A 20,397-nucleotide genomic window follows, 5' to 3' on the forward strand; every position below is an offset into this window, starting at 1 on the left:
GACCACCTACGCTGTTGCCCATGTCGGAGCGGCGGACAACCCCGGGCCGGTGGTCGGCGCGGCTCTCCGGCCGTGGTGAGACGGCCGTGATCGTCCTCGTCTCGGTGTTGGCGACAGCCGCGACGATGTTCTGGAGTTTCCAGGCGAAGCTGCGGTGCGGCGGCGCCCCGTTCGATGCACTCGGACGTAGCGACAACTGGCCGACCGGCGATCCGGACGCGGTGATCCCCTGCTATTCGGACCTGATGTATCTCTGGCTCGGTCGCGACATCAACACCCACGTCTTTCCCTATATCCACGGTGGGATCACATCGGACGGCACCCTGTTCGGTGGCGTCGTCGAATATCCGGTGCTCTCCGGCGTGCTCATGTTCGTCGGTGCGGTCGGCGCCGACACCGACACCGAGTTCTTCACCCAGTCGGCGCTCCTGTTGGCGCCTTTCGGTTTCGCGATCACCGTGCTGCTCGCATCGATGGTGCGCTGGTGGGCGTTGCTCTGGGCCGCAACACCTCCGCTGGTGCTGTACTCCTTCCACAACTGGGAGCTCCCGGTCGTCGCCACCGCCGTCGGGGCCGTCGCCGTGATGGCATGGGGCGCGTCGGTCCACCCCGTAACTCGTCGACGACGACTGCCGCTTCGTACTAGCGCGGTGATCGCGGCGGTTCTGCTCGCGATCGGATTCTGCCTCAAGCTCTACCCGGGGATCTTCGTATTGCCGTTGGCGGCATACGTTCTCACGCGCGGAGCCGGCGGAGCGCGCATGGTCGAACGACGACGAGACGCCCGCGGCGGTCTCGACTGGACGGGCGCCTGTTGGGTGGCGGGCGCTGCCGTCGTCACCGTGGTCGCGATCCAGTTGCCGTTCATGGTGCTCGGATTCGACGGGTGGAAGGCGGCGCTGTCGTTCCAGAGTCGACGACGAGCCGACGTCGACACCAATTCCATCTGGTACTGGGGGCTGCGATATGTCACCGGGACCGGTGACACCTACCAGTCGCTGGTCAGTGTGCTGTCGCCGCTGTTGATCCTCACGTCGTTCGGGGTCGCGATGTACCTCGGGTGGCGCCGCTTCGACCGCGTCGGCACCTTCCCCTGGATCGGCGTGAGCGGCGCGATGCTCGCGGGTTTCATGCTGTTCCACAAGGTCCACTCCCCGCAGTACACGCTCTGGATCCTGCCGTTCTTCGTTCTGATGAAGGTCCGGTGGCCGGTGATCCTGACGTATCTGCTCACCGACCTCGCCCTCGACCTGACGATTTTCCGGCTGTTCCCGATCCGCGATGCCGGCGATCCGCTGCCGTGGTGGATCGTCACCGGCGTCGCCGGTTCGGTGTGGGTGCACGCCGCCCTGCTGGCCTACCTGATCGTGACCCTCCCGCGGACCCCGCTCCGAGAACCGTTGGCCTCCCGGGTGGCCGCACGCGTGCACGCGGCCGCCGATCGGGAGTCCGCTGACGCACCCCGGCACCCGCCGCGCAACGCGATGGCGAAAGGCTCGTCATGACTTCCTGGTTGGCGACCGGCCCCCTGGTGCACGGACGAGTCACGTTGCGACCGATCAGCATCGAGGACATCGGACCGTTGGCGCGCGTGGTCGACGACCCGACCCGATTCCGGTGGGTCCCCGGAGTGCCGACGGACGAGGACAGTGCCCGCCGGTTCGTCGACTCGGCGCTCCGTTCCCGGGTGGCGTTCGCCGTGGTCGACAACACCGACGGCAGTGTCGTCGGGTCGACGAGTTTCTACGACATCGACGAGGCCAACCGGGCAGCTTGCATCGGGTACACCTTCTACAGCGAACGCGTCCAGGGAACCGCGGTGAACCCCACCGCCAAGTTCCTGCTGATGCGCCATGCGTTCGAGGAGCGCGGCGCCGTCCGCCTCACCTGGCACACCCACGAGAACAACACTCAGTCCCGCGCCGCGATCACCAAACTGGGTGCCAACTTCGAGGGTCTGCTGCGCAAGCACCGCCGATTCGGCGACGGCTGGCGCACGACCGCCTTGTACGCGATGACCGACGACGAGTGGCCGTCGGCGAGAGATCGCCTGTTACAACGAATCTCTCCCTGACGACCTAGGGATTCGCGGTGTGCTCGGGATGGCCCTGGGTGCGCCGGTCTTCTTTCATCCGCGCCTCGTGCACGTGTCGCTGACCGTCGGTCAGGTCGGCTCGAACCCGGTTGACGTACTCGCGCAACGGGCCCCAGTAGGTGTCGTCGAATTCCTCGACGACCTGGAATGTCCAGCGCCCCTCGAGAACGTTGCGACCCACCAACTCGGTGGACAGCTCGTCGGCGAACTCCCCGTGTCCGGCCTTTCGTAGTTCGTCCACTGCTTCCCCGAGCAGCAGATCGCCGCGTCCGATGAGTTGGTGGAACGAATAGAGGTGGCCGCGGGCGCGCTCGATGTACTCGAGCGCCTCCCCCACCTTGCCGACCGCTTCCGCGGTGTCGTCCGAGATGTGTGGTGCGGTATCCGACATGATCCGTCATTACCCACCGGAGCGGTCACCCAACCGTCAGTACTCCCCGTGGTAGGAGTGCCGGTAGCGATCGCCCTCGAGCGACGCCCTGATCTCACCGACCTCACCTCCTAGTGCGGTGTTGATCTTGTGCCCCAGCCGCTCGAACTCCTCGTGTGCGGCAGCCGATCTGGAGGTGAGCGCGGCGAGCGTGGACAGCCAGCGGTGTACGGCGCGCAGGTCGTCCGTCGTCAACGGTCCCCTCACCCAGTTCTCGCGTTCCCACGTCTGTCGTTCCCATGCCTGCCACGGATGATCCCAGCCGCTCGGCGGCGAGATGGCGAAGAGGCCCCGCACGATGACGTCGTTGCGGTCGATGCCCGCATCCGCACGCCACCCGTCGACGACCTTCGAGTAGGCGACGTAGTCGGCCGCGGTCCACGTCGACTCGCGAAGGTCCCGCCAGCCGGCACGGCGCAGCGACCTGGCCACTTTGCTCTCGAGGACCGGACTCGGATGTTTCGGCTCCCCGGCGCCCGCGAAGTAGAGAAACCAGGTGAAACCGGCCGGACCCAGACGCTCGATCATGTTGCCGCCCTTGTCGGGCCGAAGCATTGCATACGCCGCGCCGGGCTCCTCGCGGCCCGTCTCGGCCGCGTCTCTCAGCAGCCCGCCGAGGTACTTCCGGTCGGCGGACACCGCGGCGATCCGCTTCTTGCCGTCGGAGGTGCGGCGGCCGAGACAGAACGCGACGACGTTCCACAGCAACGCAATCGCGTCGTCGGGCGAGTCGGTGGCCCGAGACCCCAGCGCGAACAGGTCTGCTCTGTTGATCTCGTTGCTGAGCAACGAATCCGGGAGTCCGTGTTCGGCGAGCGCGTCCGTCCACCACTGCCGGTCGACGGCGACGGTGTCGGAGTGCAGTTCGGCGGCCCGGTCGCTCGCCGAGAGCCAGTCGGTGAGATCGTCGGGGAGTGCGAGTGTGGTGTGCTTCATGGTCGTTTGGACGCAGCGGGGTCCGGTTCGGTTCCGTCGCGTTCGGTGACCGTCATCCGCCCACCGGGGCCGGTTCCCGAGGACCATCCGCGGTGCCGAGCGTCCTCGCCCGGCGGCCGATCCGGTCGGGAGCACCGTCGAGGACACCACCGGCCGGGTCGTCGTACCATCGGCCGTCGTTCCCGCGGCGGACGAGGTCGTCGCGCGGATGCCAGATCTGCCAGAGGACGACGGCACAGAGGACCAGCACCATCAGTCCGCGGAGCACGACGGCGGCGGTGAACCACTGGTCGGGAAGCCAGCGACGTTCGGCCTCCAGGAACAGACTCATCCGCGGCACCCAGATCAGGGCGTCGAGCGTCATCCAGGCCAGCAGCAGTCGAGTATGTGGAATGGCAAGCACGGCAAGCGGAACCAGCCACAGCGAGTACTGGGGACTCCACACCTTGTTCACCAGCAGGAACCCCGCCACCGCGAGAAAGGTCATCTGGGCCACGCGGGGTCGGTGCGGCGCGAGGATTCCGATCGCGGCCACCGCCGCGATCACGGCGACCGTCAACCCCACCGACAACGCGTTCAGATAACCGATGTTCCATGTGAAACCAGCCGAGTCGGCCACGATCCGGTAGATGGTGTCGGGGTCCGCCGACCGATCGCCGTTGAATCGGAAGAACTCCCACCACCCCGTCGGGAACGGGATCAGGATCGGCAGGTTGACCGCCAGCCAGGCGCCGATCGCCGTCGCAGCCGTGATCCCGAACTCGCGGACTCTCCCGCTGCGCAGACAGAGCGCACCCAGCACCACCAACAGGAGTGCGGGATACAGCTTCGCGGCCGCGCCGAGCCCGATGAACAGGCCGGCCACCCAGAATTTCTCCCGCGACCAGGCCAGCAGGGCCACCGCGACGGCCGCGGTGGCGATGGCGTCGAAGTTGGTGAACGCGTGGACGACGACGAGGGGGGACAGCGCCACCAGCCATACCGTCCACATGCGGGTTCGCGCGGTGAGGGCCGTCGCCCAGACGGTCACGAGCCAGAACGCCGCCAACGCCAGGGCGGCGATGGTGAAGAACAGCACGACGTCGAGCGCGCCGGGGACACCCCAGTTGGCCTCGGCCCAGACCCAGCCCTGCGTCAGCTGCGCCGCGCCGTACATGAACATCCCGGTGACGACCGGATACTCCATGTACCGCTTGATGGTCTCGCCTTCGGAGCCCTCCTGGAACCAGAAGTCGCGGTAGGGCAGCGCTCCCCGGTTGAGGCGTTCCGCCCCGAACAGGCTGATCACGTCGGAGTAGCAGAGGTTGGTGAACTGGCGCTGATCGTCCCAGTCGAGTCGCATCTCGGCGCTCGCGCCGTTGGCCCCGGAGTCGGCCGGCGCCTGCTGCAGACACCCGGCCTTGCCGAACCAGCCGAGCGCGAGTCCGCACAACGCGAGCGCGAACAACACTCGCAGCGGTGTCAGACGCCGACCCCGCCCGATGACGGCGTGTGCCCCGACCGGCCCACCGACGAGCGAACTCGCCTCTCGCACCAGACCGTCCGTGCGCGTCGGGAGGACGCGCGCGTCATCGACGCGCTGATCGATCGCCAGTGGTGCAGGGCTGTCCCAGACGGGTTCGGAGCCGCTCGCCGCGGAGTCGGCCGGGTCCGGGTCAGCCGATGGGCGGTTCAGGGACTCCTCCGCCACCGTCTCCACCGCCGCCGGGTATGCCGCCGAGGTCGCCACCGTCGCCACCGCCGGCGTCGCCACCACCGGGGCTGTTCCCGCCGCCGGCGCCACCACCGCCGCCGTTGCGCGGAGCGCCCGGGATCGGGATCGTCACGCCTGGTGCGAGGGTGAGGTTGCCGTCACCGCCCTGGTCGGGGATGTCGAAGTTCGGTATGGAAGGCCCACGTCGGGGCTGCGACGGCGCGTACGTGGTGGCCGGCGCCTCGTACGGCACGCCCGCCACGCCGCCGACCGATTCCGGCTCGGGGAACTGCTTGATCTCCTTGCCCTCGAGCGCGGCATCCATCGCCGACTTCCAGATCGACGACGGCAGGCCGCTGCCGTAGATCGACGCGCCGTTGTAGTTCGTCAGGGCGGTGCCGTCGCTGGTGCCGACCCACACCGCGGTCGACAGCTGCGGGGTGTACCCGACCATCCACGCGTCCTTGTTCTGCCCGGTGTCGCCGAGCTGGACGGTGCCGGTCTTGGCCGCCGACGGCCGCGAACCGAGCGAGGAGTCGTAGAGCGAGTTGCCGTTGGAGTACGCCGCCACCGGTTCGAGCGCCGCGCTGACGTTGTCGGCGACCTTCGCGGGGAAGACGCGCTTGCCCTCGGTCTTGCGCTCGTAGAGGACCTGCCCCTTGGCGTCGACGACCTTCTGGACGAAGTGCGGCTCGTGGTAGACACCCGAGGCCGCGAGCGTGGCGTAGGCCGAGGCCATGTCGATGACCCGGGACTGATACTGGCCCAGGACCACACCGCCCTCGGGCTCGCCGTTGGCCTCCTGCAGGGTGTGCTCGATGTTGCCGAAGGACTCGGCCACACCCGCGCGGTGCGCGGCGTCGGCGACCGCCCGGGCACCGCCGTCGAGGTCCATCATCAGGCGGTAGTACACCGTGTTGAGGGACATCTTCATCGCCGTCGCGAGGTTGCAGGTACCGCAGCTCTCACCGTCGGAGTTCTCGACGGTGAGTTCGCCGCTGGCCTGGAACGGCGCGGAGCTGTAGGTCTTCGACAACGGGATGTCCTGTTCGAGCGCCGCGACGAGCGCGAACACCTTGAACGACGACCCGGTCTGCAGGCCCGCCTGGGCGAGGTCCCAGCCGCCCGGGTTGTCGCCGCCGTAGTAACCGCGCACCCCGCCGGTCTGCGGATCGATGGATACCACCGACGCGAGCAGATCATCCGGTTCGCCGTTCAGCTCACCTTCGGGGCACTTGTAGATCCGGTTCTTGCGGCAGGCCGCCTGGACGACGCCGTTCTGGACCTGCGGGTCGATCGTGGTGCTGATCTTGAGACCGCCGGTCCGCAGTTGCTTGTCGGTGATGCCGATGCGGTTCAGCTCGGCGAGGACCTGTCGCTTGATGAGGCCGTTGGGCCCGGGGGTCTCGTCGGAGTCGCTGATACGCGCCTTGACGGTCTTGGGGAAGACCGCGTTGTCGGCCTGCGCGCGGGTGATCGCACCGGTCGCGACCATGCCGTCGAGGACGTAACGCCAGCGCGCCTCGGTGACCTCGCGGTTGGTGTCCGGGTCGTAGTAGGACGGCGCGCGGATGACCGCCGACAACAGCGCGGCCTCTTCGAAGGTGAGCGGGTTGCGCTCGGCGCGACGCTTGTCGGTGATCGACTTGTTGAAGAACTTCTGCGCGGCCACCGCGACGCCGTAGGCGCCCCGGCCGAAGTAGATCGTGTTGAGGTAGGCCTCGAGGATCTTCTCCTTCGACCAGCCGTGCCGGTCGTTCATCTTCGCGGCGATCGCGAGCTCTTTGAACTTCCGGGAGTAGCTGACCTCGTCACCGACGATCGCGTTCTTGACGTACTGCTGCGTGATGGTCGAGCCACCGCCGGCGGTCTGGTTGCCGGTGATCTGACCGATGGCAGCGCGGGACAGGCCGCGGGGCGAGAAGCCGTTGTTGGTCCAGAACTCCCGGTCCTCGGCGGCGACGATCGCCTGCTTCATCGTCTCGGGGATCTCGTCGAACGGGACGACCGTGCGGTTGCCGTCGGGCGAGGTGACGTCTGCGAGGGTCCGCCCGGACGTGTCGACGATGGTGGCCTTCTGGCTCACCTCCGGTTCGGGGATCTCGGCGGTGAAGTAGATGGCCGCGAACGCGATGATGAGCACCAGCACGATCGCCGGCACGATGGCGCCCACGATCCCCAGCGCCCACGCGAACCGTCGGTGTCGTGTCGCTGTCTGACTCCTGTTCTGACCGCCGCCGCCCGGACCGGGTCGGACTCCGGTGCGTCGCGGCGTGGGCGAAGAACCACTTGCCTCGCTCATCGTCCACCTTCCTACCGGGTCGCACGGACATTCGTCATCCGGCGAGCACGGTCAACTTCTCTGGCCTCGTGCCGCTCCACTGTGACAGCAGGCCACCACCCCGGGCAAAAAACCGCAGGCCGACGCGCTACTTGGCCACGCGTCGGGAGCGACGCGTGGTCTGCGGCGGCAGCCCGGCAACGTACGACTGGACCAGATGGTTCCAACTGCAGGTCCGGCACACCTCGACCACGTGCACCGAGAACTCCTCGGCGGTCGTCGCGAGCCGGGCGATCTCCTCGTTGCTGCGCGCCGACCCACTCACCTGACCGAGGCGGTCGCCGAACACCCAGGACACCAGCGTGACCTGCTCTTTTCGGCAGATCGGGCACATCGTGGTGCTGGGCCGACCATGGAATTTCGCGGCGCGCAGGAGATACGGGCTCGCATCGCAGACCTCGGCAACGGCGGTCCGGCCCGCGTGGACCGAGGACAGCCGAGCGCGCCGCTGCAGGGCGTAGTCGACGATCTGGCGTTGCACGGTTCTCAGGGTACGTGGTCTCCGCCGGGGCGTCGGGCCGACGGGGTCCGGCACGCGGGTCCGACGGACCCACACCCGGGATGGTCGATCGCCGCGTGGCGGCGTCGTCGGGTGTCCGTCCTCCCGCCGACCGACCGCTCGTGGACACAGTTATATCGGTGCGATACATTGGCAAACACATCGGAGCGAGGTGTCGGCTCGTCAGAGCGTGCCGGCACATCGATCCGAGGAAGTAGCGACAGTCATCGGCAGGACCGCGAAGGGGGTGGCGAAGTGCTCGAGTTGGCCATTCTCGGACTGCTTCTCGAATCCCCCATGCACGGCTATGAGCTGCGCAAGCGGCTCACCGGCCTGCTCGGCGCCTTCCGTGCGTTCTCGTACGGATCGCTCTACCCGACGCTGCGTCGCATGCAGGCCGACGGCCTCATCGACGAACCGGAGACGCCCCTGGGCGTGAAGGTGCGGCGAGGCCGGCGCGTCTACCAGCTCACCGACGCGGGCCGGGAACGGTTCGCGGAGCTGGTCGCCGACACCGGACCCCAGAACTACACCGACGACGGTTTCGGTGTGCATCTGGCGTTCTTCAGCCGCACCCCGGCGGTCGCGCGCATGCGCATCCTCGAGGGACGCCGGCGGCAGGTCGAGGAGCGTCGAGAAGGGTTGCGGGAGATCGTCGGGCGGTCCAACCGGGCCGTCGACCGGTACACCCGTCAGCTGCATCAGCTCAGCCTCGAATCCAGCGAACGCGAGGTCCGCTGGCTCAACGAGCTGATCGCGGCCGAGAGCTCCCAGCATGACGGGTCGCCAGACCCGTTCGACGGACAGTTCGACGACGACCTCGCCGACGGCGAACGGTCACCGTTCGATCCGGGGCGGCCCACGGCCTCCACCGGACGAGCCGATGACGAACATCAAGACCCGGACTCGACGCCGAGCCGGGACGAACAGCTCGACGAACCCGAGCAACGGAAAACACCGGTTGCGCAGCGAACGACTGCGATGCCGCGAGAAGAAGGAGAACCCGACCATGGGTGAGCCCAATAAGGTGCGCGTTGCCATTGTGGGCGTAGGAAACTGCGCTTCATCCCTGGTGCAGGGCGTGCAGTACTACAAGGACGCCGACGAGAGCTCCACCGTTCCCGGCCTCATGCACGTGAAGTTCGGCCCCTACCACGTCCGCGACGTCGAGTTCGTCGCCGCGTTCGACGTCGACGCCAAGAAGGTCGGCTTCGACCTGTCCGACGCGATCTTCGCGAGCGAGAACAACACCATCAAGATCGCCGACGTGCCGCCGACCGGCGTCACCGTCCAGCGCGGCCACACTCTCGACGGCCTCGGCAAGTACTACCTCGAGACCATCACCGAGGCCGACGGCTCCGGTGTCGACATCGTCCAGGCCCTCAAGGACAACGAGGTCGACGTCCTCGTCAGCTACCTCCCGGTCGGGTCCGAGCAGGCCGACAAGTTCTACGCCCAGTGCTGCATCGACGCGGGCGTCGCGTTCGTCAACGCCCTGCCGGTGTTCATCGCCTCGGACCCCGAGTGGGCCCAGAAGTTCGCCGACGCCGGTGTCCCGATCGTCGGCGACGACATCAAGAGCCAGGTCGGCGCCACCATCACCCACCGTGTGATGGCGAAGCTGTTCGAGGATCGCGGCGTCACCCTCGACCGCACCTACCAGCTCAACGTCGGCGGCAACATGGACTTCAAGAACATGCTCGAGCGTGAGCGTCTGGAGTCGAAGAAGGTCTCCAAGACCCAGGCCGTCACCTCCAACCTGAACGGTCCGCTGGCCGGCAAGATCGCCGACAAGAACGTCCACATCGGCCCGTCGGACCACGTCGAGTGGCTCGACGACCGCAAGTGGGCCTACGTCCGCCTCGAGGGTCGCGCCTTCGGCGACGTGCCTTTGAACCTGGAGTACAAGCTCGAGGTCTGGGACTCCCCCAACTCGGCCGGCATCATCATCGACGCCGTACGCGCCGCCAAGATCGCCAAGGACCGCGGTATCGGCGGACCGGTCATCCCGGCCTCGGCCTATCTGATGAAGTCCCCGCCGAAGCAGCTCGCCGACGACGTCGCGCGTCAGCAGCTCGAGGAGTTCATCATCGAGGCCTGAGCCTCGGCGAATCCCTGTCACGACAGATCCGACGAAGACCGCCCATCGGAGGCGGCCGACGACTTCGAGTCGACGGCCATGCCGCCGGTGGGCGGTATTCGTCGTGAACACATGGAGCATCGGGGTGAACTGCTGCCGCCGCGAGCCTCACGGCGAGGCGAACGCGCAGGTCATCCATCCAAATCAGTGACCGCGCCAGACCCTTCACATAGAGTGTTGTCGATTGCTCCGAGTGGCCCGTATCGGGCACATCGGACATCACGAGACCCTGTACCAACAGAAAGGCGCAAACCATGGGCGTGAGCCTGAGCAAGGGCGGAAACGTTTCGCTGAGCAAGGAGGCTCCGGGCCTGACTGCGGTCTCCGTCGGCCTCGGCTGGGACATCCGAAGCACCACCGGTACCGACTTCGACCTCGACGCCAGCGCCATCGCGCTCGGCGCGGACAAGAAAGTCCTCTCCGACCAGCACTTCATCTTCTTCAACAACCTGCGTTCGCCCGACGGCTCGATCGAGCACACCGGCGACAACCTGACCGGTGAGGGCGAGGGCGACGACGAGGTCATCAAGGTCGACCTCGCGGGCGTTCCGCCGAACGTCGACTCCATCGTCTTCCCCGTCTCGATCTACGACGCGGATGCACGGTCGCAGTCGTTCGGCCAGGTCCGCAACGCGTTCATCCGCGTCGTCAACCAGGCCGGCGGCGCCGAGATCGCCCGCTACGACCTCAGCGAGGATGCCTCCACCGAGACCGCGATGGTTTTCGGTGAGCTGTACCGTCATGGGTCGGAGTGGAAGTTCCGCGCGGTCGGCCAGGGCTACGCCTCGGGTCTCGCGGGCATCGCCCGCGACTTCGGTGTGAACGTCTGAGTCTCTCGTAGACTCCGGCTGTCCGCCTGAACGTGCTTGTGGATGCCGCACCCGTTGTCGAACGGGTGCGGCATCCGCGCGTCACCACTCCTCTCCGACAATGCGGTCGGCTGGTTTCCACGCACCCTAGAAAGGCCACAAGCCAGTGGTAGTAAGAATTTTCGGCCTCTCGGTCGTCGTGACGATCGTGTCGCTGATCATCGCTTTCCTCTATGGCGGCGTCGAAGCGCTGATCCTGACCGCCATCCTCGGCGTCTTCGAGATCTCGCTCTCCTTCGACAACGCGGTCATCAATGCCACGATCCTCCGCCGGATGAGCGAGTTCTGGCAGAAGATCTTCCTCACCATCGGCATCCTGATTGCCGTCTTCGGTATGCGACTGGTGTTCCCGCTGGTCATCGTGTGGCTCGCGTCGGGTCTCAACCCGGTTGAGGCGCTCGACCTCGCACTGAACCCGCCGCCCAACGATGCGGCCTACTTCCCCAACGGCGATCCCAGCTACGAGACGATCATCACCGACGCCCACCCGCAGATCGCGGCCTTCGGCGGCATGTTCCTGCTGATGCTGTTCCTCGGCTTCGTCTTCGAGCAGAAGGAGCTCACGTGGCTGACCTGGATCGAGCGGCCGCTCGAGAAGATCGGCAAGCTGGAGATGCTCGAGGTCGTCATCGCCATGACGCTTCTCGTCCTCACTGCGACCTACATCGCCGCGCCCGACGAGCGGTCGACGGTCATGATCGCCGGCTCACTCGGCATGATCACCTACATCCTGGTCAACGGCCTCGGCGAGTACTTCAACGTCGAGACCGCGGAAGATGACGAAGCGGCCGAGCCCGGCACCGACGCCGCGGAGAAAGCGGCAATCGAGAAGACCAACGGAAAGTCGGGACCGTCGGACCTGGCCAAGGCGACAGGCAAGGCCGGCTTCTTCCTGTTCCTCTACCTCGAGGTGCTCGATGCGTCGTTTTCCTTCGACGGCGTCATCGGCGCGTTCGCCATCACGGCGGATCCGATCATCATCGCCCTCGGCCTCGGCCTCATCGGTGCGATGTTCGTCCGTTCGCTCACCGTCTACTTGGTGCGCAAGGGCACGCTGTCGGAGTATGTGTACCTCGAGCACGGAGCGCACTGGGCGATCGGCGCGCTGGCGTTCATCCTGCTGTACTCCATCGGCACCCACGTCCCCGAGATCATCACCGGCCTGATCGGTGTCGCGCTGATCATCGCCGCACTGATCTCCAGCATCGTGCGTCGAAACCGCCTCGCGGCGAAGGGCGAAGAGGAGAAGGTCAACATCTGACCCTTCGCCCTCTGAGGAGCACCCGGAGCTTGCGCAAGCTCGCTCCTCAGGGAGCAGAGGCCGGAGCCGGGTACCACCTACGAACGACTGCGCCGCAGGACCCCGAAGGTCCTGCGGCGCAGTGGTTTCGAGAGCCCGACTCAGCCCTGCTGCTGCCCTAGTTGCTGGGTGATCTGCTGGTTGATCTGGTGCAGGCTGGGCACCGACATGCCCGGGAGATGGCCCTGGATGGTGCGCAGGACCGACGAGTCGTCGCGCACCTTCTCGCTCGACTGCACGAGAACCGTTCCCGCGCCGGTGAAGTCGAACTGGCGCTCCTCGCCCGAGTTCAACCCCATCCGCCGGCCCGCGGCCGCGATGAAACCGTTGACCCACGCCTCGTCGTAATGGTGACTGGGCGACGGGCAATCCGACCATCCGACAAGCGCTTCGGGATCGACGCGCACCGGCGGTTCGACGAACATCACCGGGCCGTTCGACGACGCGAGGAACTTACCGGTGCCGATGAGCGTCAGGAACCCCGGCACGATCGACTGGTTGAGCGACAGGTTCGGCTGGAAGGCAAGAAGATTGGCCGCCCGGATGGTGAGGTTGCCGTCTTCGAGGTCGTAGGCGTTGATGTCGTATCCGCGGTCGCCGATGATCAGCTTGCCGTGGCCCTCGGCGACGACGTAGTCACCGAGGTACAGCGGGGCGGAGAACTGCTGCGCCACCATCTGCAGCATGTTCCCCTGCAGACCCTGGGTCAGCGCGGTGAACTGCATCTGCCCGTAGTAGGCGATCATCGCGCCCTTGGACATGAACCACGGCTGGTTGAGGTCGATGCAGAAGGAGTAGTTGTTGTCCGGCACGTTGTCGTCCGACGGCAAGTTCATCGGACTCCACACGGTGTTGAGTTGGCTCATAGTTTCTCCTCCGATGCCTGCACGTACACGATGCCCTGTCCGGAGCACTCCAATTGCATTGCCTCACCGCCGGTTCGGCCTACGTTGCGCCAGCTCATCGCCGACCGCAGGCTGGTGTTGACCTGACCGGCCGACCCGACGAACGCCTGCGGGTCGACGGTCACCGGCGGCTTGGCCGGGGACACCTCGAGCTCGAAGACCCCGCCGTGCCCGAGCAGCACCGCCGAACCCGGACCCGACAGCTGCGTCGTGAACATGCCCTGACCGGTGACGGCTCCGGCAGCAGCGGACCGCAATGCACCGAACAGGCCGCCACCACCGCCGCCACCGCCGCCCTGTGAGGCGACCGAGACGACGGAGGCCTGCAGGTTGGCCGCGTAGGCGAGCAGCCGCGACGCCTCGACCCGGATCGTGCCGCCGACCGCTGCGAGATCCACGACGTGCACCTCGATGCCGAGGAAGCCGTAGTGCACCTCGCCGTGCCCCTGCGCGATCATCGTCGACTCGTGCTCGCCGGCGAGCATCCGGCCGGCCATCCCGCCCATGCCGCCCAGTCCCGGCATCCCGCCGCCCATACCGCCGGCCCCCGCGATCTGGTGGGGCTGGAAATGCACGTTGCCCTTGTAGAAGAGCATCGCCCCGCGTCGCGCGACGACCGGCCCGGTACCGCCGATGTCGACGGAGACGACCTTGCTGTTGACCTTGGTGAACATTCTCGCTACCTCACCCTCACCGCTCGGCCGGCTGGATCGACACGACGCCGCTGCCATCCCAGCGCAACGAGAACGCCTCTCCGCCACCCTGTCCCAGCGCCGACCGCCAGGAGACATCGGTGACGAAGGACTGACTCAACTGGCCGCGGGCGCAGACGAACGCGTCCGGGTCGACCACGAGCGGATACTGCGGTGACACCTCGAGGTGGATGAGCGGGCCGCCGTTGGACAACAGTGCGATCTGCCCGTGGCCGCTCACCGTCGTGGTGAACAGACCCTGACCCGACGACGCTCCGCGCAGGCCGGCGAAGGTGACGTTGGTCTGCAGGTTGCCGTTGAGCACCATCAGTTGCTCGGATTCCACCTGCAGGGTCTCGTTGTTGAGCTCGATGACGGTCGTCTCGGCGGCGTTGTGCGCGAAGTACACGATGCCGTTGCCGGAGGCCTCCATGAGCGACAGCGCCTCCCCGGTGGCCCGCTGCTTCAGGCCCGCGAGCACGCCGTCGCCGCCGCCGAAGCCCGCCGATTTGAAGGTGACCTGTCCCTCGTAGGCGACCATCGACCCGCTGATCGCGCGGACCGAGGAGTTGTTCAGCCTGGCTTCCACCACGCGTTTGGACCGTTGTACCAACTGCATTCGACGTGCCTCTCTCGCGCCGTGGGGAGGCCGCCGTTCGACCATCCCTCGTTCGTCTCCCGACGCCATCCCCGCACCGCGGCACCTGCCGGCATCTCGGCATCCCAGCTCGCCGTGAGCCGGGGAATCCGGCCTCATACCGAGATGAAAATAGCCGATAGCATCGAGTGGTGCCCGGAAACTTCGTACGTCGTTGGTTCGGGAACGATTCACGCACGAATTCCGCGCCACCTGCATCATCGGAACAAATGACGGCGGCGTTCCTGGAGTCCGAATCCGTCCTGGCCGAGATCGATCCGGCCGTCGCGGTGACCGCCGCCCTCGACCCGCGCTCTCGCCTGCGCGCCTCGTGGTCGGATATCCGCGAGCAGCACGCCCAGGCAACGTCGGACTACCTCCGGCTGGTGTCCCCGCCGGCCGGCACACGCGTCGACCCCCGGGATCTCGACCGGTCGACGCAGACGCTGCGGTCGATCACCGCCTCCATGCGCGACTTCGCCCAGACCAACGCCGAGACCCTCGAGCGGGCGCGGGCCACGGCGCGGGCCGCCGACGCCCAGGACCACGAGGCCCGGGTGGCCGCCAACCGGGCGATGACCGCCCTGGAGAACACCGCACCGGCAGTGGCACGACTGCAGTCGGTGTCGGACGCCACCGACGACCTCGCGCGTGCGCTCACGGCTTTCGACCAGGGCGCGGGGCTGCGTGACCGGCAGACCGCCGCGGCAGCCGTGCTGAGCTCGGCGCGCCGCCTCGAGCAACTTCTCGCCGATGCCCCCGCCTTCGCCGACCGCGCGCAGCAGGTCATCCGTTCGGTGGAAACGCGCCGGAGCGCGGTGTCCACCCGGAGCGCGCAACTCCCCGACACCCTCTCGGCGCTGCGCCGGGAGTTCAGTGCCGATTGCTCCCTCGATCTACAGCGCAACGGCTCGGTCGTCGACGAACGGCTCGAACACGCCGACGCCGAGCTCGCGGCCGCCCGCGCGATGGTCGATGCTGCCCCCGACCAGGCCATCGGCCGCGCCGACGCCGCCCGCGACGACCTGGCCGTCGCGGAGAAGGCCGTCGACGCCGTGCTCGACCGGTTGCGACTCCTGCGGGAGGTGCGCGCCGACCCGCGGGGCGCGGAGCAGCGCGTGCGCTTCCGCCTGCGCGACGCCCAGCTCTTTGCGGTCAATCACCGTCTGGTTGACGAATGGGGCTCGGTCCTCGATGCTCAGGCCGACCGGATCGAGCGCGCCAAAGGGGTTCTGGATCGCATCCACCCCGACTACTGGAGCTACCTGACGCAGCTGCGTGCGGTGGACGACCGGATCACCGAGATCGTTTCGCGGATGAGAGGACAGGTGGCCGCAGGATGACCACCACTGCACGACACGACGACACCGGTCTCGAGCCCGGGACGATCCGGCACTTCGACCACCTGGAGCCGTCGGTCTCGAACTCCCTCTTCCACCGGCAGCCCGAGCCGATCGAGCCGACCTGGCCGGCGCAGCGGCTCGCCGTCGCGCTGGGCGCCACCCTGTACGTCCCGGCAACCCGGCCCGATCTTGCCGAGGTCATCCGCCGACGCCGGGCCGAGGGTGTGATCTCGATGGTCATCGACCTCGAGGACGCGGTCGCCGACGACGAGGAGGCCGAGGCGATCGAGCACGCCGTGGCCGCGTTGCGCGCTATCGCCGCGAACCCGTGCCGGCCGATGTTGCTGTTCGTCCGTCCGCGGTCGGCCGACCGGATAGTGCCGATCGCCACCACGCTCGACACCCCGTCGGTGCTGACCGGGTTCGTCATCCCGAAGTTCTCGTCGGAGAATGCACCCGAGGCGTTCGACGCCGTTGCCACTGCCGGACAGATCCTCGACAAGCACCTCTGGGTCATGCCGGTTCTCGAGTCGGCCGCGGTCGTGCACCGCGAGACCCGCGACGACGAGTTGACCGCCCTCGCGTCGCTCCTGAGCGCGCACCGCGACCACGTGCTCGCCGTGCGCATCGGTGCCACCGACATCTGTAGTCACTTCGGCATCCGCCGGGATCGTGACCTGACCATCTACGACGTCCGGGTCGCGGCCGATGTGATCGCCGGCATCGTCAACCATCTCGGCCGCAGCGACGAGAGCGGCTTCGTCGTGACGGGGCCGGTGTGGGAGTACTTCGCCGACCACGAGCGCATGTTCCAGCCCATGTTGCGTCACACGCCGTTCCGCGAGAACGACGCCGTCTACTTCCGGCAGCAGCTCGTCAGCCGCGACATGGACGGTCTCCTCCGCGAGATCACCCTCGATCGCGCCAACGGCCTGCACGGCAAGACCGTCATCCACCCCGCGCATGTCGCCGCGGTGCACGCGTTGTCGGCGGTCACCCACGAGGAGTATCACGATGCACTCGACATCCTGGCCGGTGAGTCCGGCGGGGTACGGGCGTCGTCGTACCGCAACAAGATGAACGAGCTGAAGCCCCACCGCAACTGGGCCTTGCGGGTCATCGATCGCGCTGCCGCCTTCGGCGTGACCCGCCAGGGGGTCTCGTTCGTCGACCTGCTCACCGCGCTCGCCTCGCCCGGGTCGGCCACCTCGTGAACGATCCGGACACCGTCGGCATCGACTGGGTGACCGAACGTTTCGGCGTCGAGATCGCCGACGTCGGCGACACTCCGGGTCACACGGTCCGCGACCTCGTCTCACTCGGCTTGCGCCACAACCGACGCCGTGCTCATCTGCTGGTCTCGACCGTGCTGGGCAAGCACATCCCGACCTCGCCCGCGATTGTGCGTGGCGCCGCCGACGACCTCGGCGCCGCGATCGTCGCCGAGATCGGCGCGAATGCGGCGCGCGACGCCGTCGTCTTCGGTTTCGCCGAAACCGCGACCGGGCTCGGACACTGTGTCGCCGAACGCATCTCCGCATCCCGGTATCTGCACTCGACGCGGCGCAGACGCCCGGATGTGGTGGTGACGGGCACCTTCGAGGAAGGGCATTCACATGCGACGACGCATTTGCTGCAGCCCAGCGATTCCGCATTTCTCGACCCCGTGACGCCGGACGAGGTATTGATCCTGGTCGACGACGAGATCTCCACCGGCAAGACCGCGCTCGGCGCCATCGAGGCCATCGTCGCGGACCGTCCCCGTAAGCGGTTCGTCGTGGCGTCCCTGGTCGACATGCGTACACCCGCGCAGAAGTCCGAATGCGATGATCTCGCAGCTAAACTCGGCGTCGATGTCGCCTACGTGGCGCTCGCGCACGGCTCGATCACCCTTCCCCCGGACCTCCTCGATGAGGTGTGGCAGCTCCGGTCCGACGAGCTCAACCCGGTGGCAGCCCGGCGCGGCGGCCAAGTCGCGGTGGCCCTCGACTGGCCGGCGGCAGTTCCCGACGGCGGCAGGCACGGAATTCTCCGCACCGACTCGACGGGCTTCCGGCGAGCGGCGACCGCGGCCGCCGACACCGTGGCGGCACAACTCGATCCGCGGCGCCCGGTGGTCGTGATCGGGCACGAGGAACTGATGTACGCACCCTTGTGCATCGCCGAGTCGCTGGAGCGTCGTGGCTTCGCCACCGGATACCAGACCACCACGAGGTCGCCGGCCCAGGTGCACGACGTCCCGGGGTATCCGCTCCGGCGCGGATTCCGGTTCACCGCACCGGAACCCGATCCGGAGACGCCGCGCTATGTCTACAACGTGTCCTCCGTCGACCATCCGGACCCGCAGGTCGTCCTGATCGTCGACTCGCCGGCGGACACCGATGAGTTACGCGCGCCCGGTGGACTCGTCGACGTCCTCACCGCCGCCGGGCACCCGGTGGTGCTGGCCGTCTTGCCCGCCACCGACCAGCCTGCCCTGGCACGAACCCGAGAGGCGGTGCGCTGATGGACATCGCCACCACCACACCACCGCTGTGCGGACCGGAGTTCGGTTCGTACGCGGCCGACGAAGTCACCTGGCTGCTCAAAGACCTGTCCGACGTGGCGCTGGAAGGTGAACTGCGCGAACGGGAACGTCGAATCCAGTCCGGTCAGGCCCACTATGCGGAGTCGCTGCCGATCGAGTATCAACCCGGCCGCGAGTACCAGGAACTCTTCCATGCGACGCTACGGTCTTCCGCCCAGCGGCTCGCGGAAGCCGTCGGAGTGGTGTCCGAACTCATTCTGGCCGAGCGGCATTCCACGCCGACGCTGGTGTCGCTGGCGCGGGCCGGCACCCCGGTCGGCATCCTGATCCGACGGTGGATGGCGGCCGTCCACGGCATCGAACCCCAGCACTACACGATCTCGATCGTGCGCGCCCGCGGGATCGACACCGTCGCACTCGATCACATCGTGGCGCGGCACCCGGCGGAGTCGGTCGTCTTCGTCGACGGCTGGACCGGCAAGGGTGCCATCCAGCGCGAACTCACCGCCGCTGTCGACGGGTACGCGCGCGCCGGCCGGCCGCAATTGCACGACGAACTCGCGGTGCTGGCCGACCCCGGCTCCTGCACGACCCTGTTCGGCACCAGGGACGACTTCCTCATCGCCTCCGCCTGCCTGAATTCCACTGTCTCCGGCCTGGTCTCGCGCACCGTCCTGAATGCCGACCACATCGGTCCGGGCGAGTTCCACGGAGCGAAGTTCTACCGCCATCTCGCCGACTTCGATGTCTCGGGACTGTTCCTGGACACCGTCAGCGCCGAGTTCGATGCAGTCGCCGACCGAGTTCGGGCGACGGTGTCGGCGATGACGCCGGAGTCACGCCGGCCCGACTGGTCCGGTTGGCGCTCCGTGGAGCAGATCCAGACCGAGTACGGCCTGTCGTCGATCAACCTGGTCAAGCCCGGCGTCGGCGAGACGACGCGGGTGCTGCTGCGTCGCGTACCGTGGCGCATCCTGGTGCGCGCCGACGATCTGCCCGAACATCGCCACATCCGGTTGCTCGCCGCCGAACGAGATGTGCCCGTGGAGGTCTCGCCCGATCTCGCGTACTCGTGTGTCGGGCTCATCAAGGAGGACTCGTGAACGCGCTGGTCGCCACCGATCTCGATCGGACCATGATCTACTCACGCGCCGCCATGGGCGACGAGCAGTTCGCGGCCCTGGAGACCGTGTGCGTCGAGATCTACCGCGACGCGCCGCTGTCGTACATGACCACGACCGCCGTCGAACTGATGACCCGTCTGGCACGTGAGGTCGTCGTCGTACCGACGACCACTCGCACCCCGGCACAGTTTGCCCGGATCGAGCTGCCGGGCAGCCCATTTCGCCACGCCGTGGTCAGCAACGGTGGCCGGATCCTCGTCGACGGCGCCGACGATCCGGAATGGCGTGCGCACATCGACCGCGAGGTGACCCGCGCGGGCGCCACCCTCGACGAGGTCCGCGACGAACTCCGAACACGCATCGACGACTCCTGGGTCACCGCTCTGCGGACCGCCGACGACCTCTTCTGTTACCTGGTCGTCGACCCCGCGGTCCAACCGCCGGAGTTCCTCGAACAGTGGCAGCAGTGGTGCGACGCACGGGGCTGGACGGCATCCCAGCAGGGTCGCAAGATCTACGCGGCCCCGCAGCCGGTGACCAAGTCGGCGGCCATCGCTGAAGTCCGGCGACGGCTCGTCGCAGACGGCACCCTCGACGACTCGGCAGTGCTCTGCGCGGCCGGCGACGGCTGGCTCGACACCGACCTGTTGCTCGCCGCCGATCACGCGATCCGCCCGCGGCACGGTGAGCTGGAAGCACTCGGCTGGTCGGCGCCCGGGCTCGCGATCACCGCCGGCACCGGGGCCCTCGCCGGTGTCGAGATCCTGCGGTGGTTCGGCGAGCGGAGCGGGATCAGCGTGCCGGAATCCGCGACGCCTCCAGCGCGAGACCGGACCGTCGGGGTTCACGCGAACTGATCAACCGAA

General features: G+C 67.6%; 19 protein-coding genes. 11 read left to right on the plus strand and 8 right to left on the minus strand.

The features are described 5' to 3' along the window. Positions 1-20: 20 nt before the first annotated feature. Both MVF96_RS23065 and MVF96_RS23070 read left to right on the plus strand, forming a co-directional pair. Positions 21-1,505, plus strand: a complete 1,485-nt coding sequence (locus tag MVF96_RS23065; RefSeq protein ID WP_247450641.1) for a hypothetical protein — start codon at positions 21-23, stop codon at positions 1,503-1,505. Next, the gene (locus MVF96_RS23070; protein ID WP_226511917.1) at positions 1,502-2,074 is read left to right on the plus strand and encodes a GNAT family N-acetyltransferase; all 573 of its coding nucleotides are present in this window, start codon (positions 1,502-1,504) and stop codon (positions 2,072-2,074) included. The genes MVF96_RS23065 and MVF96_RS23070 overlap by 4 nt, the downstream gene beginning before the upstream one ends. Positions 2,075-2,078: 4 nt before the next feature. On the opposite strand, the gene MVF96_RS23075 is transcribed toward MVF96_RS23070, so the two are convergent. From MVF96_RS23075 to MVF96_RS23095, 5 genes are all read right to left on the minus strand, one after another. Then, on the minus strand, positions 2,079-2,486 hold the full coding sequence (locus MVF96_RS23075) for a hypothetical protein (protein ID WP_058252885.1): 408 nt from the start codon (positions 2,484-2,486) through the stop codon (positions 2,079-2,081). Between the two features lie 36 nt (positions 2,487-2,522). After that, positions 2,523-3,461, minus strand: coding sequence for an 8-oxoguanine DNA glycosylase OGG fold protein (locus MVF96_RS23080; RefSeq protein ID WP_247450642.1), 939 nt, complete (start codon positions 3,459-3,461; stop codon positions 2,523-2,525). Between the two features lie 52 nt (positions 3,462-3,513). Next, entirely contained in the window at positions 3,514-5,190 is a 1,677-nt protein-coding gene (locus MVF96_RS23085) for a glycosyltransferase family 87 protein (protein WP_374193956.1), read from the minus strand. Beyond that, on the minus strand, positions 5,117-7,456 hold the full coding sequence (locus MVF96_RS23090; protein WP_247450644.1) for a transglycosylase domain-containing protein: 2,340 nt from the start codon (positions 7,454-7,456) through the stop codon (positions 5,117-5,119). Before MVF96_RS23090 ends, MVF96_RS23085 begins: the two co-directional genes overlap by 74 nt. Positions 7,457-7,583: 127 nt before the next feature. Then, positions 7,584-7,976, minus strand: a complete 393-nt coding sequence (locus tag MVF96_RS23095; protein WP_065629491.1) for a DUF5318 family protein — start codon at positions 7,974-7,976, stop codon at positions 7,584-7,586. A 273-nt stretch (positions 7,977-8,249) separates the two neighbouring features. Here MVF96_RS23095 and MVF96_RS23100 point away from each other — a divergent pair, with 273 nt between their 5' ends. From MVF96_RS23100 to MVF96_RS23115, 4 genes are all read left to right on the plus strand, one after another. Then, positions 8,250-9,011 carry a PadR family transcriptional regulator gene (locus MVF96_RS23100; protein ID WP_226511919.1) on the plus strand — a complete coding sequence of 254 codons (762 nt, stop codon included), beginning with the start codon at positions 8,250-8,252 and terminating at the stop codon, positions 9,009-9,011. Beyond that, the gene (locus MVF96_RS23105; RefSeq protein ID WP_247450646.1) at positions 9,004-10,095 is read left to right on the plus strand and encodes an inositol-3-phosphate synthase; all 1,092 of its coding nucleotides are present in this window, start codon (positions 9,004-9,006) and stop codon (positions 10,093-10,095) included. Before MVF96_RS23100 ends, MVF96_RS23105 begins: the two co-directional genes overlap by 8 nt. A 293-nt stretch (positions 10,096-10,388) precedes the next feature. After that, on the plus strand, positions 10,389-10,964 hold the full coding sequence (locus MVF96_RS23110; protein ID WP_058252891.1) for a TerD family protein: 576 nt from the start codon (positions 10,389-10,391) through the stop codon (positions 10,962-10,964). A 145-nt stretch (positions 10,965-11,109) separates the two neighbouring features. Next, entirely contained in the window at positions 11,110-12,264 is a 1,155-nt protein-coding gene (locus MVF96_RS23115) for a DUF475 domain-containing protein (protein WP_078112510.1), read from the plus strand. 140 nt (positions 12,265-12,404) lie between these two features. On the opposite strand, the gene MVF96_RS23120 is transcribed toward MVF96_RS23115, so the two are convergent. From MVF96_RS23120 to MVF96_RS23130, 3 genes are read right to left on the minus strand one after another with little or no spacing between them, the layout of a single operon-like run. After that, the gene (locus tag MVF96_RS23120) at positions 12,405-13,169 is read right to left on the minus strand and encodes an AIM24 family protein (protein ID WP_058252893.1); all 765 of its coding nucleotides are present in this window, start codon (positions 13,167-13,169) and stop codon (positions 12,405-12,407) included. Continuing rightward, entirely contained in the window at positions 13,166-13,882 is a 717-nt protein-coding gene (locus tag MVF96_RS23125) for an AIM24 family protein (RefSeq protein ID WP_058252894.1), read from the minus strand. Before MVF96_RS23125 ends, MVF96_RS23120 begins: the two co-directional genes overlap by 4 nt. Before the next feature lie 16 nt (positions 13,883-13,898). Then, on the minus strand, positions 13,899-14,519 hold the full coding sequence (locus MVF96_RS23130) for an AIM24 family protein (RefSeq protein ID WP_137810167.1): 621 nt from the start codon (positions 14,517-14,519) through the stop codon (positions 13,899-13,901). Between the two features lie 248 nt (positions 14,520-14,767). Between MVF96_RS23130 and MVF96_RS23135 the strand changes: the two genes are divergently transcribed. The 5 genes from MVF96_RS23135 to MVF96_RS23155 are packed head-to-tail and all read left to right on the plus strand — an operon-like array spanning position 14,768 to position 20,388. Then, positions 14,768-15,880 carry a hypothetical protein gene (locus MVF96_RS23135; RefSeq protein ID WP_137810168.1) on the plus strand — a complete coding sequence of 371 codons (1,113 nt, stop codon included), beginning with the start codon at positions 14,768-14,770 and terminating at the stop codon, positions 15,878-15,880. After that, entirely contained in the window at positions 15,877-17,094 is a 1,218-nt protein-coding gene (locus tag MVF96_RS23140) for an HpcH/HpaI aldolase/citrate lyase family protein (protein ID WP_137810169.1), read from the plus strand. Before MVF96_RS23135 ends, MVF96_RS23140 begins: the two co-directional genes overlap by 4 nt. Next, positions 17,091-18,386: a phosphoribosyltransferase family protein gene (locus MVF96_RS23145; RefSeq protein WP_137810170.1), complete on the plus strand. Its 1,296-nt coding sequence runs from the start codon at positions 17,091-17,093 to the stop codon at positions 18,384-18,386. The genes MVF96_RS23140 and MVF96_RS23145 overlap by 4 nt, the downstream gene beginning before the upstream one ends. After that, complete coding sequence (locus MVF96_RS23150) at positions 18,386-19,510, plus strand: cysteine protease StiP family protein (RefSeq protein ID WP_058252898.1); 1,125 nt, start codon at positions 18,386-18,388, stop codon at positions 19,508-19,510. Before MVF96_RS23145 ends, MVF96_RS23150 begins: the two co-directional genes overlap by 1 nt. Next, on the plus strand, positions 19,507-20,388 hold the full coding sequence (locus MVF96_RS23155; protein WP_247450648.1) for an HAD family hydrolase: 882 nt from the start codon (positions 19,507-19,509) through the stop codon (positions 20,386-20,388). The genes MVF96_RS23150 and MVF96_RS23155 overlap by 4 nt, the downstream gene beginning before the upstream one ends. Positions 20,389-20,397 lie beyond the last annotated feature (9 nt).

This window comes from Gordonia hongkongensis (genome assembly GCF_023078355.1).
GTDB classification, from domain to species: Bacteria; Actinomycetota; Actinomycetes; order Mycobacteriales; family Mycobacteriaceae; genus Gordonia; species Gordonia hongkongensis.

Excerpts from the sequence above, each read along its gene's own strand:
- MVF96_RS23065 (WP_247450641.1), top strand. The coding sequence starts at position 21 with ATGTCGGAGCGGCGGACAACCCCGGGCCGGTGGTCGGCGCGGCTCTCC.
- MVF96_RS23070 (WP_226511917.1), top strand. The coding sequence starts at position 1,502 with ATGACTTCCTGGTTGGCGACCGGCCCCCTGGTGCACGGACGAGTCACG.
- MVF96_RS23075 (WP_058252885.1), bottom strand. The coding sequence starts at position 2,486 with ATGTCGGATACCGCACCACACATCTCGGACGACACCGCGGAAGCGGTC.
- MVF96_RS23080 (WP_247450642.1), bottom strand. The coding sequence starts at position 3,461 with ATGAAGCACACCACACTCGCACTCCCCGACGATCTCACCGACTGGCTC.
- MVF96_RS23090 (WP_247450644.1), bottom strand. The coding sequence starts at position 7,456 with ATGAGCGAGGCAAGTGGTTCTTCGCCCACGCCGCGACGCACCGGAGTC.
- MVF96_RS23105 (WP_247450646.1), top strand. The coding sequence starts at position 9,004 with ATGGGTGAGCCCAATAAGGTGCGCGTTGCCATTGTGGGCGTAGGAAAC.
- MVF96_RS23110 (WP_058252891.1), top strand. The coding sequence starts at position 10,389 with ATGGGCGTGAGCCTGAGCAAGGGCGGAAACGTTTCGCTGAGCAAGGAG.
- MVF96_RS23120 (WP_058252893.1), bottom strand. The coding sequence starts at position 13,169 with ATGAGCCAACTCAACACCGTGTGGAGTCCGATGAACTTGCCGTCGGAC.
- MVF96_RS23125 (WP_058252894.1), bottom strand. The coding sequence starts at position 13,882 with ATGTTCACCAAGGTCAACAGCAAGGTCGTCTCCGTCGACATCGGCGGT.
- MVF96_RS23130 (WP_137810167.1), bottom strand. The coding sequence starts at position 14,519 with ATGCAGTTGGTACAACGGTCCAAACGCGTGGTGGAAGCCAGGCTGAAC.
- MVF96_RS23135 (WP_137810168.1), top strand. The coding sequence starts at position 14,768 with ATGACGGCGGCGTTCCTGGAGTCCGAATCCGTCCTGGCCGAGATCGAT.
- MVF96_RS23140 (WP_137810169.1), top strand. The coding sequence starts at position 15,877 with ATGACCACCACTGCACGACACGACGACACCGGTCTCGAGCCCGGGACG.
- MVF96_RS23150 (WP_058252898.1), top strand. The coding sequence starts at position 18,386 with ATGGACATCGCCACCACCACACCACCGCTGTGCGGACCGGAGTTCGGT.